The sequence below is a fragment of the Sphingomonas phyllosphaerae FA2 genome (assembly GCF_000427645.1).
GTDB lineage: Bacteria > Pseudomonadota > Alphaproteobacteria > Sphingomonadales > Sphingomonadaceae > Sphingomonas > Sphingomonas phyllosphaerae.
Window position 1 is genome coordinate 856,505 of sequence record NZ_KE386571.1, and the last position, 15,286, is coordinate 871,790.

A 15,286-nucleotide genomic window follows, 5' to 3' on the forward strand; every position below is an offset into this window, starting at 1 on the left:
CCGGCGGAACGTGTCCACCGGGCGCCACCTTGCTCAGCTTAGTGCGAGGAGGTGATTTCCTCCTTCAACCGTAGTTTCTGCTTCTTCAGATCCGCAAGCACGATCGTATCGGGCACGGGACGTTGCGACTCAGCGGCGATGCGCTGGTCGATCGTCGCATGCTTGGCCTCGAGGGCCGAGATGTGCGCAGTCTGCATGGCAGTCTCCTTCATGGTTGAGAGGGAAACCAAGGAAATCACGAAACGCGAGATATGTCCCGTGACTTTTGCTTGCACGCGATCATCTGCGACTTTCGTAGGACGGGTCGCGCCGCACGGGCGCGGCGGCTATGCAGGCGCGACTCAGGGGTCGGGAGTGCGGGCGATGAACGACGTGGGCGATGATGCGGCGGTGGCGACGCGGCTGGAGACGCTGCGGATCGAGCATCGCGATCTCGACGCCGCCATCGCCGCGCTGGCGGAGGGCGGCGCGTCGGACCAGCTCCAGCTGATGCGGCTGAAGAAGCGCAAGCTGCGGCTGCGCGACGAAATCGCGCAGCTGGAGGATCAGATGATCCCGGACATTATCGCCTGACGACGCGGTAAACGCCGCATTTCGGGACGGTTCGACGCAGGCGCTCGCCGCAAACGTGATGAACGCGCTTGGCGGCGATTCGGGGTCGTGGCAAAGACGCGGCTATGGCCGACCACGCCCATGACCCACGATTGCAACGCCGGCTGATCGACTCGTTCTATACCGAGGCGATGGTGCTGGCCGACGAGGCGCGGCACTATTTCGACGAGGGCGGGCGCGCCGAGCGCGAGGCGCTGCCGCCGATGGAGCGGGTGGCGTTCAGCTGCGAATCGCTGAAGGTGACGACGCGGCTGATGCACGTCATCGCGTGGCTGCTGACGCAACGCGCGATCGCGGCGGGGGAGTTGCCGGCGACGCAGGCGCTCGACCCGGCGCGGCGGCTGGGCGCGGCCCCGACCAGCGATGCGGAGATGCTCGCGCGCTTTCCGGTGCACGCGCAGGGCGTGATCGGGAGCAGCATCGACCTGCACCGTCGCGTCGCGCTGCTGGATGCGGCGCATGCCGGTGAGATGCCGGTGGTGAGCCCGGCGCGCTCGATGCTCGACCGGCTGGCGACGGCGTTTTAGGGCGCGATCGCCGTTTCCGTCATTGCTTCGCTACGCTCGCAGTGACGTGACTACAGGCCAAGCAGCCGCTCACGCGCCGCGCGATATTCGTCGGCCAGTCGGGCGACGCGCTGGGCGGCGGGGACGATCGTGTCGACCGCGCCGATCCCCTGACCCGAGCCCCAGATGTCGCGCCACGCCTTCGCCGCGCCGCCCGAGGCGAAGCTCATCGTCTTCAGGTCACCCTGCGGCAGATTGTCGGGATCGAGCCCGGCGGCGACGATCGAGGCGCGCAGGTAATTGCCGTGGACGCCGGTGAACAGGTCCGAATAGACGATGTCGGCGGCGCGCCCGTCGACGATCGCCTGCTTGTAGCGCGCGTCGGCATTCGCCTCGTCGGTGGCGATGAACGCCGAGCCGATATAGGCAAAGTCCGCGCCCATCGCCTGCGCCGCCAGCACCGCGTCGCCGCTGGCGATCGCACCCGACAAGGCGAGCGGGCCGTCGAACCAGGTGCGGATCTCCTGCACCAAGGCGAAGGGCGACAGTCGTCCGGCATGGCCGCCGGCACCCGCCGCGACCGCGATCAGCCCGTCGGCGCCCTTCTCGATCGCCTTGCGCGCGAAGCGATCGTCGATGACGTCGTGGAGCGTGATCCCGCCCCAGCCGTGCACCGCCTGATTGAGTTCCTCGCGCGCGCCCAGCGAGGTGATCGTGATCGGCACCTTCCACTTGGCGCAGACCGCGAGATCGGCCTCCAGCCGGTCGTTCGATTTGTGGACGATCTGGTTGACCGCGAAGGGCGCGGCGGGCGCATCGGGGTGCGCGCGATCGTGTGCGGCGAGTTCCTCGGTAATGCGGTGGAGCCATTCGTCTAGCATCGCCGCGGGGCGCGCGTTGAGCGCGGGGAACGAGCCGATGATTCCCGCCTTGCATTGCGCGATCACCAGATCCGGATTGGAGATGATGAACAGCGGCGAGCCGATGACGGGCAGGCGCAGGCGCGACAGGAGCGGGGGGATCGACATGCCCGCGACTATGTGGGGCGGGCAGGGGTGTGGCAAGATTGACGCCACGTCAGGTGGCGCGGGTTTTTCCAACGCCGTCATTTCCCCGCAGGCGGAAATCTAGAAGCGCAGTTTTGTCGATAGAAGCGACAGGGCAGGGGTTCTGGATTCCCGCTTTCGCGGGAATGACGGAAGGGTTTACTCCACGCGCTCCAGCCCGTCGGCCGCCGCGCGGGCGTTGGCGACATAGTGTGCCGCAGACATCCTGAGCCCTGCGATCGTCGCATCATCCAGCTCGCGAACGACGCGCGCCGGGCTGCCGACGATCAGCGAGCGCGGCGGGAAGACCTTGCCTTCGGTGACCAGCGCGCCGGCGCCGACGATGCAATCCGCGCCGATCACCGCGCGGTTGAGGACGATCGCGCCCATGCCGATCAGTACCCGGTCGCCGATCGTGCAGCCGTGGAGCACCGCATGATGGCCGATCGTGCACTCGGTGCCGATCGTTAGCGGTGCGCCGGGATCGGAGTGGAGCATCGCGCCTTCCTGTACGTTGCTGTGCGCGCCGACGGTGATCGTGGTGTTGTCACCGCGGATCACCGCGCCGAACCAGACGCCGACCTCGTCGCCCAGCACGACATCGCCGATCACATCGGCGCTCGGCGCGACCCAGGCGGAGGGCGCGCGGGTCGGGCGCTGACCCTTGAAGGCATAGAGCGGCATCGCTTCTCTCCCTGCTGTCCCGTCGCGATACATGGACGCCGACGGTCGGTGGTAGCCGAAGTCGTAAACGGCGCGTTAAGACCTGACTATGCAACGCCGACTGGTCCTGACGAACGAGGGTGCGCGACACCCCTTCCGCCGCACCCTGCCGCCGCCCCCCGCCACGACGGCGGCGCAGGCGGGGGATCATGACGTGCGGCTGTTCCTGCTGAGCTTCGCCGCGTTCTTCATCACCTTTTCAACGATGATCTTCTAACCGCTTAATCGCAGGCGCGGTGCAGGCGCTGCGCGATCAGGGCCGAGATCACGCACATCCCGGCCACCACCAGCAACAATTGCGACGGGGTGACGCCGAGTGCGGTGATCCCCGCGACGGCGATCGACCCGAACGTCATCGCGCCGGCGTTGACGACATTGTTCGCGGCGACGGTGCGCGCGGTATGGTCCTTGGTGACGGTGGTCGTCAGGAACGCATAGAGCGGCACGACGAACATACCACCGAAGATCGCGACGCCCAGCAGCGCGAGCAGCACCGGCACCGCATGCGGCTGTCGAATGAACGACGCCATGTCGAAGAGGTGCCCGGCGGGCGCCGGGGTCCACAGCCCGACCACCCACCAGAAAGCGAGCACCGCCAGCCCCATCGCGATCACCGACGCGGGCGAGAAGCGCGCGGAGATCTGTCCGCGGAGCATCAGGTTGATGACCACGGACCCGATCGCGACCCCGATCGAGAAGACCGCGAGCACGAGGCTGGCGACGCTGGCATCGGCGGTCAGCATATTCTTCACCAGCGGCGGGAAGACGATGATGAGCACCGATCCGATCGTCCAGAAGAAGCTGATCGCGCAGATCGCGAGGAACAGCCGCGGGATGTGCATCGTCTCGGCGATCAACCGCCACGAGGCGCGGACCGGATTATAGTCCAGCACCAGCTTCGGCCCCAGCCGCGGCGCGGGCGGCACCGCGCGCGCGGTCATCCAGCCGAGCAGCGCGACCGCCAGCGTCAGCACGGTGACCAGCAAGGGCGATTTGTAGACGAAGCCGGCGAGGATCGTGCCGAGCAGGATCGACAGATACGTCCCCGCCTCGACCAAACCGGTGCCGCCGAGCACGTCCTCTTCATCCAGATGCTGCGGCAAGATCGCATATTTGATCGGGCCGAAGAACGTCGAGTGGACGCCGAGGCCGGTGACCGCGGCGAGCATCAGCACCAGCGGCAGCGTGACCGCCCCGGTGCGCGCCAGCATCAGCCCCGCGCCGCCGACGGCCATGATCGCGATCTCGACCGTCTTCACCAGCCGGATGATCCGCGCCTTGTCGCTCGAATCGGCGAGTTGCCCCGACAGGGCGGACAGGATGAAGAACGGCAGGATGAACAGCGCCGCGGTCAGCGCGTTGAAGAAGCTCTCCTGCGTTTCGTCGGCGAAGATCTCATAGGTGGCGAACAGCACCATCGAGGTCTTGAAGAGGTTATCGTTGAAGGCGCCGAGAAATTGGGTGGTGAACAGCGGCAGGAAGCGCCGCCGCTTGAGAAGCCCGAGGGCATTGATCATGACGCGGGACCGGGCCCCCGGATAGTTGGCAATTCGCCGAGCCATAGCGGCTGGGCCGCTGCGATCCAACGGCGATTTTCGCGCGACTGGCGCTTGCGCTGCCCGCCCCGCGGGTCCACGTCGCACCCATGCTGTCCCTGCCCAACATCCTGACGCTGTCGCGGATCGTCGCGGTGCCGCTGCTGGTGGCGTTTCTCTGGTGGCCGAGTTGGCGGTTCGGGTTCGGGGTCGCGTTCGGCCTGTACTGCCTGATGGGGATCACCGATTATTTCGACGGTTACCTCGCGCGTGCGCAGGGGACGGTGTCGAAGCTGGGGGTGTTCCTCGATCCGATCGCCGACAAGATCATGGTCGCGGCGGTGATCCTGATGCTGGTGGGTACGCGGCACGACGATGTCGCGGCGATCACCGGGGTGCATATTATCGCGGCTTTGGTGATCCTGTTGCGCGAGATTGCAGTGAGCGGGTTGCGCGAGTTTCTGGCCGGGTTGCAGGTGTCGCTGCCGGTGTCGCGGCTGGCGAAGTGGAAGACGACGTTGCAGCTCGTCTCGCTGGGCGGGCTGATCCTGTCGGGCGCGCTGCCGGGTGAGGCGTGGATCAAGGTCGCGAGCCTTGCCAGCCTGTGGGGGGCGGCGGCGCTGACGATCGTGACCGGCTGGGATTACCTGCGGGTCGGTTTGAAGCATATGGATTGACGGAGCCGGCTTCTCCTCCGTTCGTCCTGAGGAGAGGCTGAGCTTGTCGAAGCCTCGTCTCGAAGGACCCGTGCTTCGAGACGATGATCGGGTCGGATCGTCCCCCGGACGATCCTGAACATGCCGGGGGCATGTTCGCCCGATCATTTCGACTTCGCTCAATGCCTCCTCAGCACGAACGGAGGCGGATCAGGAACGCGTATGAAATTGTTGTATTTCGCTTGGGTGCGTGAACGGATCGGACTTGCCGAAGAGGACGTGACACCACCCGCCACCGTCGCCACCGTCGCCGATCTGGTCGCGTGGCTCGCCCCGCGCAGCCCCGGGCATGCCGCCGCCTTCACCGATCCGGCGCGCTTGCGCGCGGCGGTGGATCAGGCGTTCGTGCCGCTCGAGACGCCGATCGCGGGGGTGCGCGAGGTGGCGATCTTTCCGCCGGTGACGGGCGGATGATCCGCGTGATCGTCTCGCGCGACGCGATCGACATCGCCGATGAATTCACGCAGCTGGAGCAGGGCGGGGCGGTGGCGACGTTTACCGGGCTGGTGCGGGCCGACGACGGCGTCGCGACGCTGGAGCTGGAGCATTATCCGGGCGCCACCGAGGCGGCGCTGACGCGGCTCGCCGAGGAGGCGCGCGCGCGCTGGTCGCTGACCGCGGCGACGATCGTCCACCGGGTCGGGCCGATGGCGCCGGGCGAGCGGATCGTGTTCGTCGGCACCTGCTCGGCGCATCGTGCGGCGGCGCTGGAGGCGTGCGCGTTCCTGATCGACCGGCTCAAGACCGACGCGCCGTTCTGGAAGCGCGAGACGGTGGACGGCGCGTCGCGCTGGGTGGAAGCGCGCGCCACCGACGATCATGCGGCGGCGCGCTGGTCGTAGTTACTGCGGCAGCTGCCAGCGGATCCGGTCGGTGAAGGTCCCGGCGACCGGCGTGCCGGCATCGTCGCGCGCCGGGGTGAAGCGCGCGCGGCGCTGATAGAGCCGGCACGTCGCCTGATCGAGTGAAGCATGGCCGCTGGGAGCGGTGACCGTGCAGGACTCGACCCGCCCGTCGGCGCCGATCCGCATCGAGATGCCGACCACGCCTTCCTCCTCGGCGCGCAAGGCGGAGGGCGGATAGTCGTCGGTGCTGATCCATTCGTTGCGGTTGCCGCGCGCGAGCACGCCGCTCGCCTTGCTGACCGTCGCGGGTTGGGCGGGCGGATCGACCGTCACCGTGCCAGTGCCGAAATCGACAGGCGGCATCGGGGGCGTAATGACGACCACAGTGTCGCTGGTGGTGTGGCTGGGAACGATTGGCGTGACGGGGGTAAGGGGCGGCATCGTCGTGGTCGGTTGTTGCGGCATCACCTTCTCCTGTTTCGGCGGGGTGATGTCGGGCGGCGGCGGCGTTTCAATCGGGATGTTGGTGGTGATGAACGGCTTCGACACCGACTGGACGAAGCTGGTCGCCATTCCGCTGATGAAGACATAGCCGATCAAGCCGTGGATCGCGGCGACGCCCGCGATCGTGGTGAGACGCCGTGAATTGTCGATCCGATTTGCATATGCCATGCGACCAACCTCCCGACCGGAGGCGCCGCGACGGACACGATGCCCGACGAACGACGAGCTCCAGAGCGCGATGCTGCGCCGATTGCGACTGCGCGTCAATCGCGGCGATGGCCCGGTTTGAATGAAGGACCGGGATACCGCTTCCCCTCGCGCGCAGGAAGAAGCGGGGCCCCGGATCAAGTCCGGGGCGACAGATGGAATTTCTAGGCCGCGGCCTTCAGCACCTCGCCGAGCAGGTGGAAGTCGCGCTCGCGCGGGGAGGCACGGCGCCAGACCAGCGCCAGCGTGCGGACCGGTGCGGCGGCATCGAGCGGGCGCGCGACGACCTTGGTATGGTCGAGGATGCCGGCGTCGAGCGCGATCTTGGGAAGCATCGTGACGCCAAGGCCGTTGTCGACCATCTGCACCATCGTGTGCAGCGAGGTGCCAAGCATCGTCGCCTCGGCGCGCAATTCGGCACGGTTACAGGCCGCGAGCGCATGTTCCTTGAGGCAATGCCCGTCCTCGAGCAGCAGCAGCCGCGTCTCGTCGATCTCTTCCGGGCGCACCGCGGCGAGGCCGGCGGGCATCTCGCCCTCGGGGAAGGCGAGGAACAGGCGGTCGTCGAACAGCTTGAGCACCGTCACCTCGCCGCAGGCATAGGGCAGCGCGAGCAGCACGCAATCGGTGCGGCCGTTGTGGAGCGCCTCGCACGCCGGGCCGCTCGGTTCCTCGCGCAGATAGAGCTTGAGGTCGGGATAGTCGCGGCGCAGCCGGGGCAGGATCCGGGGCAACAGGAACGGCGCGATCGTCGGGATGACGCTCAGCCGCATCTCGCCCGACAAGGGGCGGCCGGCGGCGCGGGCGAGATCGCCCAGTTCCTCCGCCTCGCGCAGCACGACACGCGCCTTGGTCGCGATCTGCTCACCCAGCGGCGTGAAGCGCACGACGCGGCGCGTGCGCTCGACCAAGGTTACGCCGATCAGCGTTTCCAGCTCACGCAGCCCCGCCGACAGGGTCGACTGGGTGACGAAACACGCCTCGGCCGCACGCCCGAAGTGGCCGTGATCCTTGAGCGCGACAAGATATTGCAACTGCTTGAGCGTCGGCAGGTAGGTTGCGGCCATTCATCGTCTCCGTCGATCACCGGGGATGGAATAGACGATTTGCTCGATCACGCGAAGCCCCCTATATCGGCGATGCAACGAGAGGCGGCGCAGCGACGCGGCCCCGGCAGAGAGGATGACTGGAACTCCGCATTCACTAACAGGAGCCAGACATGCTGACCATCGGCGATACCTTCCCCGCCATCACCGTTCCCGTCCAGCAGGGCACCAGCGCGCTCCCGAACGGCGAGACGCTCGACCTGACCACCGCCTATCCGGGTAAGTGGAAGGTGCTGTTCTACTGGCCGAAGGACTTCACCTTCGTGTGCCCGACCGAGATCGTCGGCTACAGCCAGATCAAGGGCGACTTCGAGGACCGCGACGCGGTGCTGATCGGTGCCTCCACCGACACCGCGCACGTTCACCTCGCCTGGCGCAAGTCGGACCCGGATCTGGCCGCGGCCGACTTCCCGTGGCTGGCGGACAATGGCCGCACGCTGGCCGACGCGCTGGGCATCGTCGACAAGAACGAGCATGTCGCGTTCCGCGCCACGTTCATCGTCGATCCCGACAACGTCATCCAGGCGGTGCAGGTCAACGGCCTGAACGTCGGGCGTAATCCGGCCGAGACGCTGCGCGTGCTCGACGCGCTGCAGACCGACGAACTGTGCCCATGCAACTGGAACAAGGGCGACGACGTCCTGCAGGTTGCGGCCTGATTGATCGAGAGCGGGGCCAGTTGGTCCCGCTCTCTTCCCCCCTGAAATCTGTCGCCCGCCCGTCATTGCGAGCGCAGCGAAGCAATCCAGAGCCCAGCGCGTGACGCTCTGGATTGCTTCGCTGCGCTCGCAATGACGGGCTGTGGCGTCGTATGTCTGGAGACTCGATATGGCTCTTAAGGAATTCGCGGGCGCGTTGCCCGATTTCGCCAAGGACATTCGCCTCAACGTCGGCTCGCTGCTGAACGAGACGGTGCTCAACGACCAGCGCAAGTATGGCACGTTGCTCGCCTGTGCGCATGGCTCGGGCTACAAGCCGCTGGTCGAGGCGACCGAGGCCGAGGTCGAGGGCAAGCTGACCCCGGAGGCGGCGACTGCGGCGCGCGCGGCGGCGGCGGTGATGGCGATGAACAACGTCTATTATCGCTTCACGCACCTCGCCAGCAACGAGGAATATGCCCGGATGCCGGCGAAGCTGCGCATGAACGTCATCGGCGCCCCGGGGATCGACAAGGTCGATTTCGAGCTGTTCAGCCTCGCGGTTAGCGCGATGAACGGCTGCGGCATGTGCATCGACAGCCATGAGCAGGTGCTCAAGAAGGCGGGCGTCACCGCCGAGGTGATCCAGACCGCCGCGCGCATCGCCTCGGTGATGAAGGCGGTTGCGACGGTGCACGCGATTAGCGCGTAATCAGCTCCGTCATTCCCGCGTAGGCGGGAATCCAGACGCGAAGGCTCTCGTGATAGCCGCGAGTTCAGAGGTTCTGGATTCCCGCCTGCGCGGGAATGACGGTGGGGCCTACATCAACACTGCGCGAATGAATCCGTAGGTGCTGGTGATCGTCAGGACGGTGCCGACCATCACCAGCATCACCTTCATCGGGATGCGCTTGGCGAAGAACGCGCCGAGGGGCGCGGCGAGGACGCCGCCGATCAGCAAGCCGACCGTCGCGGTCGCAAAGTCCTTGATGCCGAGATGGTAGATGAAGGTCGCCGAGACGACCGCGGTGAGGAAGAACTCGACCGCGCTGACCGTGCCGACGACCTTGCGCGGCTCGACGCCCTGTACCAGCAGGTTCGAGGTGACGATCGGCCCCCAGCCGCCGCCGCCCGCCGCGTCCATGAAGCCGCCGAGCAGCCCGAGCGGTTCGACCACCTTCGGCTTGCTGACCTTGGGCGGGAACATCAGCCCGCGCACCAGCAGATAGATGCCGATGATGACGAGATAGGCGAGCACGAACGGTTTCACGACCGCGCCGTCGATATTGGTCAGCAGATAGGCGCCGGCGACGCCGCCGATCACGCCCGGGACGAGCAACCGGAGAAACAATCCCTTGTCGATGTTGCCGGTGATCGCATGGCTGATCCCCGAGATGGCGGTGGTGAAGGTCTCGACGATATGGACGTTCGCGGAGGCACGCGCCGGCGGCAGCCCGATCACCGCGACGAGCAGGGTGTTGCAGATGACGCCGAACGCCATGCCGAGCGCGCCGTCGACGAGCTGCGCACCGAATCCGACGGCGATGAAGGGCAATAAGGCAGCAAAATCGAGGTTCGTCAGCGCGTCCATCCGGTCTCCTCATCGCGATCGGATGATCGCTCGCCCTTTTCATCGGTCATATCCCATGACCTGGATAGGAAAATACGGTTTGTCGATCGATAGCGCTGCTTATGGAAACGGCCGCCGTCACGCTCTATCTTGCGGCGAAGACAAAAGGGGACGCGGATGTCGCGACTGACCAACTATCTAGATTCGATCCGCGCGCGTGACCCCGCGCCGCATTCGCGTCTGGAAGTGCTGACCTATCCCGGTGTGTGGGCGCTGGCGTGGCATCGCGTCGCCAACCGGCTGTATCGCGCCGGTTTCTATTTGCCGGCGCGGATCGTGAATCACTTCTCGCGCGCGCTGACCGCGATCGACATCCACCCCGGCGCGACGATCGGGCGCAATTTCTTCATCGACCACGGTTTCGTCGTGATCGGTGAGACCGCGGAGATCGGCGACGACGTCACCATCTATCAATGCGTGACGCTGGGCGGCACCAGCCCCGACAATGGCGTCGCGGGCAAGCGGCATCCGACGATTTCGGATGGCGCGATCATTGGATCGGGTGCGCAGGTTCTCGGGCCGATCACGGTAGGGCCGCGCGCGCGCGTCGGTGCCAATGCAGTGGTGACGCGCGACGTGCCGGCGGGCGCGGTGATGGTGGGCATCCCGGCGCGTCCGACGATGGTCGAGGGCGGCGCCGCGCCCGAGCCGCCGCGCTTCGTTCCCTATGGCACGCCGTGTCGCGAGATGTTCGATCCCGCGACGCAGCGGGTCGAGTCGCTCCGGTGCGAGCTGGAAGCGATGAAGAAGCGGCTGGACGCGTTGATCGAAGAGCAGGAACGCGCCACCGGGCAGGAGCGTGACCGCGCCTGATGGGGATCGTCACGCCCTTCCCGGCCGGTGCGGGCCAACCGCGACAGGTCGCCTTCGATCGTGCCGAACTGATGCGGATCCTCGACCTGTATGGCCGGATGGTCGCGGCCGGGCATTGGCGCGACTATGCGATCGATCTGGGGCGCGAGGCGGCGGTATTCTCGGCATTTCGCCGTGCGACCGAGCGGCCCGAATTCCGGGTCGAGAAGCGACCGGCCTTGCGCAACCGGCAGGGCATGTGGGCGCTGGTCGGCGAGGCGGGGCAGGTGGTGCGGCGCGGGCATGAGCTTGGGCCGGTGCTCGCGCCGGTCGAGCGGCGGCTGATGAAGCTGGTCGAGGAATAAGCGCGCCGCGGCCGATCACCCCGCCATCTGTACCGGCGGCAGCCGCTCGCCCCACCGCCCCAGTTGCGCGACGACGCGCGCGCGGATCGGCTGCCAAAATGCCGACAGCGACAATAGCGCCGACCCGATCACCAGCGAGGTGAACGCCAGCGACAATTCGGTGGAGCCGGCGGTGCGGATCAGCACCGACATCGCATAGAGGACGTAGACGAGGCTGGAGACCAGCAACGCGCGCCGATCGACCACCAGCGCGACCAGCGCGAAGGCGACGTAGAGCAGCAGCACCACCACCGCCTTGCCCAGCCCCATGTCGCCTTCGAACACGCCCATCATCTGGAACGTCGAGTGCGCGATCATCGGGGCGGCGACCAGATGCAGCCAGAAGGCGACGTCGGCGCGGCGCGTCTGGCGCGCACGATCCGACAGGTCCCAGCGCATCGCATAGGCGAATACCGCGACGCCGCCGACGAACAGCAGCGGCCACGCCAGCCGCAGCGATTCGGGCAGGATCGTCAACAACAGGCTGACCACCAGCCCGACCGCCGCCGCGGCGCCGGCCGCCGGGGTGATCGGCACCATGAAACGGCGCCAGTGCAGCCATGCGCCGACTGCTGCGACGATGGCGGCGGCCGCGCCGATCGCCGCTGCCTGTCGGTCGCTGGGGTTTTCGACCACCGAGAAGCCGAGCGCGACGACGATCGCCGCCAGTCCGCCCACGAACGCCAGCAACAGCACGATGCTGGGCAGCGCCATGCGCCGCTTCGCGGTGAAATAGGTCGCCAGCAGCCACGCCACGCCCGCCACCGCGACGCCGCCGGCCGCGGCGTGCACATTGCCGGCAATGTTGCCGACCGCGACCAGCAGCAGCGCGATCGCGATCGTGACGAAAATGTCGTTGAAGCCGGTCAGGAAGCGGAAATGCTCCTCATCGACCGCCGGGGTCGCGCGGAGCGCGGCGACATGGTTGCGAAAGTCGTTGGCGATCTGGGCGGGCATCACCCCGGCCGCGACCGCCTGATCGATATCGCTCTCGCTGTACATCGTCACTCCCCCCGAACCGTCGCAGGGTATCGCGCGATCGCGGGCCGCTCAACCGCCTTGCAAGGTCCGGGCGATCGCCATCGCCTGCTCCGCGCCCGAGGACGGTACAATTTCGCCGGTGCGATCGGCGATCGCCGCCCAGGCGCACGCGACGCCTTCGGGCGAAAGATCCTCGCCGGCCAGCGCGACGCCGGGGGTCAGCGTGATGTAGCTGGCCTGGACGACCCCGGCGCCGGCGCCGACGATCTGGCCGGAGGGCGCGTCTTCGCTGACCAGATACAAGGCCGCGGGAGCGACCTTTTCGGGGGCGAAGGCGGCGAAGGCAGCCTCGGGGAACAGGCCCTCGGTCATGCGCGTGCCGGCGGTCGGCGCGATCGTATTGACGCGAATGTCGTTCTTCGCGCCTTCCAGATGCAGCGTGCGCGCCAGCCCCGCGATGCCGAGCTTGGCGGCGCCGTAATTGGCCTGTCCGAAATTGCCGAACAGCCCGGAGGACGAGGAGGTCATCAGCACGCGGCCGTAATTCTGCGCGCGGAACGTGTCCCAGCATGCCTTGGTGGCGTAGGCGCTGCCGAGCAGGTGGACCTGCACCACGAAGGCGAAGTCCGCCGGGTCCATCTTGGCGAAGGTCTTGTCGCGCAGTACGCCAGCGTTGTTGATGAGGATATGGACGCCGCCCCATGCCTCAGTCGCGCGGGCGACCATGTCGACCATCTGGTCGTAATCGGCGACGTTGCCGCCGTTCGCCATCGCCGTACCGCCGGCGGCGTGGATTTCCTCGACGACCGCCAGTGCGGCGTCGGAGGCGCCCTGACCCCTGCGATCGCCACCAAGATCGTTGACGACGACGCGCGCGCCGCGCCGGGCGAGTTCGAGCGCATAGTGCCGGCCAAGGCCGCCACCCGCACCGGTGACGATGGCGACGCGATCGTCGAAACGGATCGACATGGAAAAGGCGCTCCCTCCTGAACGGATGAAGCGCCCTCCATACCTAGTCTTCGAACGGGCGCAATGCCCGTCCGAATGCTACCGGCTTAGCGACGGCGGCGCGTCGCCTTGCGCGCGTCGCTGGCCTGCATGCAGCCGTCATACTGACCCTTTTTGCAGATCGGGTAGCTTTCCTTGGCGGCGGGCGCCGGGAATGCCTGCGACGGCGAGGGAGCCGGCTGGAAGCGGACGGTGGCGCCCGGTTGCGGAGTGCCCGACACCGCCGGCTGCGACGGCTGGTAACCGCCCGCGCTCTCGGTGCCCATCGCGCCACCCGATTGCGGGGTCATCGCGCCGCCGGCCGGCGGGGTCATCGGCGCATTGGCCTCAGGCGCAGGAGCGGCGGGGTCCGCCTGGGTGGTCGGTGCCGTCGCGTCGGTCTGCGGCGCGGCGGCCGGGTCGGCGGCCGCCGGGTCTGCGGTCGTCGCGGGTGCCGCTCCGGTATCGGGCGCGGTGGTCGTGGTCTGCGGCGTGTCCTGCGCAATCGCTGTGGTCGGAATGGCGATCACGGCCGCTGCCGCGAGAAGAATGGCCTTCATCTTATCTTTCTCCTGCCGTGTGCGTTCGGTCAGAAACGCGTTGTTTATCACGCGGTCCGGGCAACGCCTCACGACAGAAAAAAGGTCCATCGTTGCGAAAGCGGAAAGACTCAATGGCCGGTGTCGAGCGCGTAACCTGCTGATCTGACGGTACGAATGATGTCGGGACGCCCGCCTTCGTTGATCGCCTTGCGCAAACGGCGGATGTGGACGTCGACGGTGCGGCTTTCGATGTCGCTGTCATGGCCCCAGACACTGTCGAGCAGGCGCTCACGCGAGAAGACATGGCCGGGATGTTCGAGGAAGTGCTTGAGCAGACGGAACTCCGTCGGCCCGAGCGCGACGACGTCGCCACCGCGGCGGACCTTGTGGCCGACCGTGTCCATCTCGAGATCGGCGTAGGTGAGCTGCTCCCCGGCCAACGCCGGACGCACGCGGCGCAAGACCGCGCCGACGCGCGCCACCAGCTCGCGGGGCGAGAACGGCTTGGTGACGTAGTCGTCGGCGCCGGTTTCCAGCCCGCGCACGCGATCCTCTTCTTCGCCGCGCGCGGTGAGCATGATGATCGGCACGTTCTGCGTCTCGGCGGCGCGGCGTAGGCGGCGGCACACCTCGATCCCCGAAATGCCCTCGACCATCCAGTCGAGCAGCACGATGTCGGGCGGCGTCTCGCGCGCCAGCAGCAGCGCCTCCTCACCGTCGATCGTGTGCTGGACGTCGAAATGCTCGCGGGTGAAATGCCACACCAGCAGCTCGGCGAGGCTGGCGTCGTCCTCCACCAGCAACATGCGGGCCTTGGCCATCAATCGACTCCTCTTTCGCGTTCCACGAGCCGCACCCCGGTTGCGGCAAAATAGACCATCTCGGCGACGTTGGTGGCGTGATCGCCGATCCGTTCGAGATTCTTGGCGACGAACAGCAATTGCGCGCACTCGCTGATCGTCTTCGGGTTTTCGACCATGAAGGTGACCAGGGTGCGGAAGATGCTGTCGTAGAAATCGTCGAGTGCGTTGTCGCGCTGGCACACCGCCAGCGCCGCCTCGGGATCGCGCGCGGCGAAGGCGTTGAGCACATCGTGGACCATCGCGGCGGCCATGCGGCCCATCGCGGGAAGGATCGACAGCGGCTCGATGCGATGCTCGCTCTCGATCCGGGGCACGCGGCGCGCGATGTTCTTGGCATAGTCGCCGATCCGTTCGATCACGCTGGCGATCTTGAGTGCGGCGACGACTTCGCGCAGGTCATCGGCCATCGGCGCGCGCAGCGCGATGATGCGGACCGCGGTGCGCTCGACCTCCGCCTCCATCGCGTCGATGCGCTTGTCGTCGGCGGCGATCCGCTCGGCCAGCGTCGCGTCGCCGCGCTGCAACGCGATCATCGCATCGGCGATCGCGCTTTCGGCCAGCCCGCCCATCTGCGAGATCAGCCCGCGCAGCTGCCCGATGTCCTGATCGAACGCCTTGACCGTATGTTCCTGGGTATTCGCCATGTCTG

Annotated in this window: 22 protein-coding genes; 10 read left to right on the top strand and 12 right to left on the bottom strand. The window is 67.2% G+C overall.

What is annotated here, in order from left to right; genetic code table 11:
• Positions 1–38 precede the first annotated feature (38 nt).
• Entirely contained in the window at positions 39–197 is a 159-nt protein-coding gene (locus tag SPHPH_RS20680) for a YdcH family protein (protein WP_081668721.1), read from the bottom strand.
• A gap of 166 nt (positions 198–363) precedes the next feature.
• Here SPHPH_RS20680 and SPHPH_RS0104495 point away from each other — a divergent pair, with 166 nt between their 5' ends.
• On the top strand, positions 364–573 hold the full coding sequence (locus tag SPHPH_RS0104495; protein WP_051272831.1) for a DUF465 domain-containing protein: 210 nt from the start codon (positions 364–366) through the stop codon (positions 571–573).
• A gap of 104 nt (positions 574–677) precedes the next feature.
• Positions 678–1,139 (top strand): DUF1465 family protein, encoded by a 462-nt coding sequence (locus SPHPH_RS0104500; protein WP_028965614.1) that lies wholly within the window; start codon positions 678–680, stop codon positions 1,137–1,139.
• A 50-nt stretch (positions 1,140–1,189) separates the two neighbouring features.
• Here SPHPH_RS0104500 and SPHPH_RS0104505 read toward each other — a convergent pair whose 3' ends face one another.
• Together SPHPH_RS0104505 and SPHPH_RS0104510 are read right to left on the bottom strand one after the other, a co-directional pair.
• Positions 1,190–2,146, bottom strand: a complete 957-nt coding sequence (locus SPHPH_RS0104505; RefSeq protein WP_028965615.1) for an NAD(P)H-dependent flavin oxidoreductase — start codon at positions 2,144–2,146, stop codon at positions 1,190–1,192.
• Between the two features lie 177 nt (positions 2,147–2,323).
• Positions 2,324–2,848: a gamma carbonic anhydrase family protein gene (locus SPHPH_RS0104510; RefSeq protein WP_028965616.1), complete on the bottom strand. Its 525-nt coding sequence runs from the start codon at positions 2,846–2,848 to the stop codon at positions 2,324–2,326.
• A gap of 88 nt (positions 2,849–2,936) precedes the next feature.
• Here SPHPH_RS0104510 and SPHPH_RS21390 point away from each other — a divergent pair, with 88 nt between their 5' ends.
• The gene (locus SPHPH_RS21390) at positions 2,937–3,104 is read left to right on the top strand and encodes a hypothetical protein (RefSeq protein WP_202900638.1); all 168 of its coding nucleotides are present in this window, start codon (positions 2,937–2,939) and stop codon (positions 3,102–3,104) included.
• 4 nt (positions 3,105–3,108) lie between these two features.
• On the opposite strand, the gene SPHPH_RS0104520 is transcribed toward SPHPH_RS21390, so the two are convergent.
• Positions 3,109–4,404 carry an acyl-[ACP]--phospholipid O-acyltransferase gene (locus tag SPHPH_RS0104520; protein ID WP_028965617.1) on the bottom strand — a complete coding sequence of 432 codons (1,296 nt, stop codon included), beginning with the start codon at positions 4,402–4,404 and terminating at the stop codon, positions 3,109–3,111.
• Positions 4,405–4,532: 128 nt separating this feature from the next.
• Here SPHPH_RS0104520 and pgsA point away from each other — a divergent pair, with 128 nt between their 5' ends.
• The 3 genes from pgsA to SPHPH_RS0104535 all read left to right on the top strand — a co-directional run bounded on the left by pgsA (position 4,533) and on the right by SPHPH_RS0104535 (position 5,980).
• Entirely contained in the window at positions 4,533–5,099 is a 567-nt protein-coding gene (pgsA, locus tag SPHPH_RS0104525) for a CDP-diacylglycerol--glycerol-3-phosphate 3-phosphatidyltransferase (RefSeq protein WP_028965618.1), read from the top strand.
• Positions 5,100–5,300: 201 nt separating this feature from the next.
• Positions 5,301–5,552 carry a molybdopterin converting factor subunit 1 gene (gene moaD, locus SPHPH_RS0104530; protein ID WP_028965619.1) on the top strand — a complete coding sequence of 84 codons (252 nt, stop codon included), beginning with the start codon at positions 5,301–5,303 and terminating at the stop codon, positions 5,550–5,552.
• On the top strand, positions 5,549–5,980 hold the full coding sequence (locus SPHPH_RS0104535) for a molybdenum cofactor biosynthesis protein MoaE (protein WP_028965620.1): 432 nt from the start codon (positions 5,549–5,551) through the stop codon (positions 5,978–5,980). The genes moaD and SPHPH_RS0104535 overlap by 4 nt, the downstream gene beginning before the upstream one ends.
• Here SPHPH_RS0104535 and SPHPH_RS0104540 read toward each other — a convergent pair whose 3' ends face one another.
• Both SPHPH_RS0104540 and SPHPH_RS0104545 read right to left on the bottom strand, forming a co-directional pair.
• Positions 5,981–6,655: an energy transducer TonB gene (locus SPHPH_RS0104540; protein WP_028965621.1), complete on the bottom strand. Its 675-nt coding sequence runs from the start codon at positions 6,653–6,655 to the stop codon at positions 5,981–5,983.
• Positions 6,656–6,858: 203 nt separating this feature from the next.
• The gene (locus SPHPH_RS0104545; protein WP_028965622.1) at positions 6,859–7,761 is read right to left on the bottom strand and encodes a hydrogen peroxide-inducible genes activator; all 903 of its coding nucleotides are present in this window, start codon (positions 7,759–7,761) and stop codon (positions 6,859–6,861) included.
• Between the two features lie 152 nt (positions 7,762–7,913).
• On the opposite strand from SPHPH_RS0104545, the gene SPHPH_RS0104550 reads away from it, so the two are divergent.
• Both SPHPH_RS0104550 and ahpD read left to right on the top strand, forming a co-directional pair.
• On the top strand, positions 7,914–8,459 hold the full coding sequence (locus SPHPH_RS0104550; protein ID WP_028965623.1) for a peroxiredoxin: 546 nt from the start codon (positions 7,914–7,916) through the stop codon (positions 8,457–8,459).
• Between the two features lie 169 nt (positions 8,460–8,628).
• Complete coding sequence (gene ahpD, locus SPHPH_RS0104555) at positions 8,629–9,150, top strand: alkylhydroperoxidase, AhpD family (protein ID WP_028965624.1); 522 nt, start codon at positions 8,629–8,631, stop codon at positions 9,148–9,150.
• A 108-nt stretch (positions 9,151–9,258) separates the two neighbouring features.
• Here ahpD and SPHPH_RS0104560 read toward each other — a convergent pair whose 3' ends face one another.
• Positions 9,259–10,029, bottom strand: a complete 771-nt coding sequence (locus SPHPH_RS0104560; protein WP_028965625.1) for a sulfite exporter TauE/SafE family protein — start codon at positions 10,027–10,029, stop codon at positions 9,259–9,261.
• A gap of 156 nt (positions 10,030–10,185) precedes the next feature.
• Here SPHPH_RS0104560 and epsC point away from each other — a divergent pair, with 156 nt between their 5' ends.
• Together epsC and SPHPH_RS0104570 are read left to right on the top strand one after the other, a co-directional pair.
• Positions 10,186–10,881: a serine O-acetyltransferase EpsC gene (epsC, locus tag SPHPH_RS0104565; RefSeq protein ID WP_028965626.1), complete on the top strand. Its 696-nt coding sequence runs from the start codon at positions 10,186–10,188 to the stop codon at positions 10,879–10,881.
• Positions 10,881–11,225 (top strand): DUF2794 domain-containing protein, encoded by a 345-nt coding sequence (locus SPHPH_RS0104570; protein WP_028965627.1) that lies wholly within the window; start codon positions 10,881–10,883, stop codon positions 11,223–11,225. Before epsC ends, SPHPH_RS0104570 begins: the two co-directional genes overlap by 1 nt.
• A 15-nt stretch (positions 11,226–11,240) precedes the next feature.
• Here SPHPH_RS0104570 and SPHPH_RS0104575 read toward each other — a convergent pair whose 3' ends face one another.
• From SPHPH_RS0104575 to phoU, 5 genes are all read right to left on the bottom strand, one after another.
• Complete coding sequence (locus tag SPHPH_RS0104575; protein ID WP_028965628.1) at positions 11,241–12,266, bottom strand: hypothetical protein; 1,026 nt, start codon at positions 12,264–12,266, stop codon at positions 11,241–11,243.
• 48 nt (positions 12,267–12,314) lie between these two features.
• Positions 12,315–13,214: an SDR family NAD(P)-dependent oxidoreductase gene (locus SPHPH_RS0104580; RefSeq protein WP_028965629.1), complete on the bottom strand. Its 900-nt coding sequence runs from the start codon at positions 13,212–13,214 to the stop codon at positions 12,315–12,317.
• A gap of 86 nt (positions 13,215–13,300) precedes the next feature.
• Positions 13,301–13,792, bottom strand: a complete 492-nt coding sequence (locus SPHPH_RS0104585) for a hypothetical protein (RefSeq protein WP_028965630.1) — start codon at positions 13,790–13,792, stop codon at positions 13,301–13,303.
• Positions 13,793–13,902: 110 nt separating this feature from the next.
• A complete protein-coding gene (phoB, locus tag SPHPH_RS0104590) occupies positions 13,903–14,595 on the bottom strand; it encodes a phosphate regulon transcriptional regulator PhoB (protein ID WP_022686745.1) in 693 nt (230 codons plus the stop codon).
• Entirely contained in the window at positions 14,595–15,281 is a 687-nt protein-coding gene (gene phoU / locus SPHPH_RS0104595; protein WP_028965631.1) for a phosphate signaling complex protein PhoU, read from the bottom strand. Before phoU ends, phoB begins: the two co-directional genes overlap by 1 nt.
• Positions 15,282–15,286 lie beyond the last annotated feature (5 nt).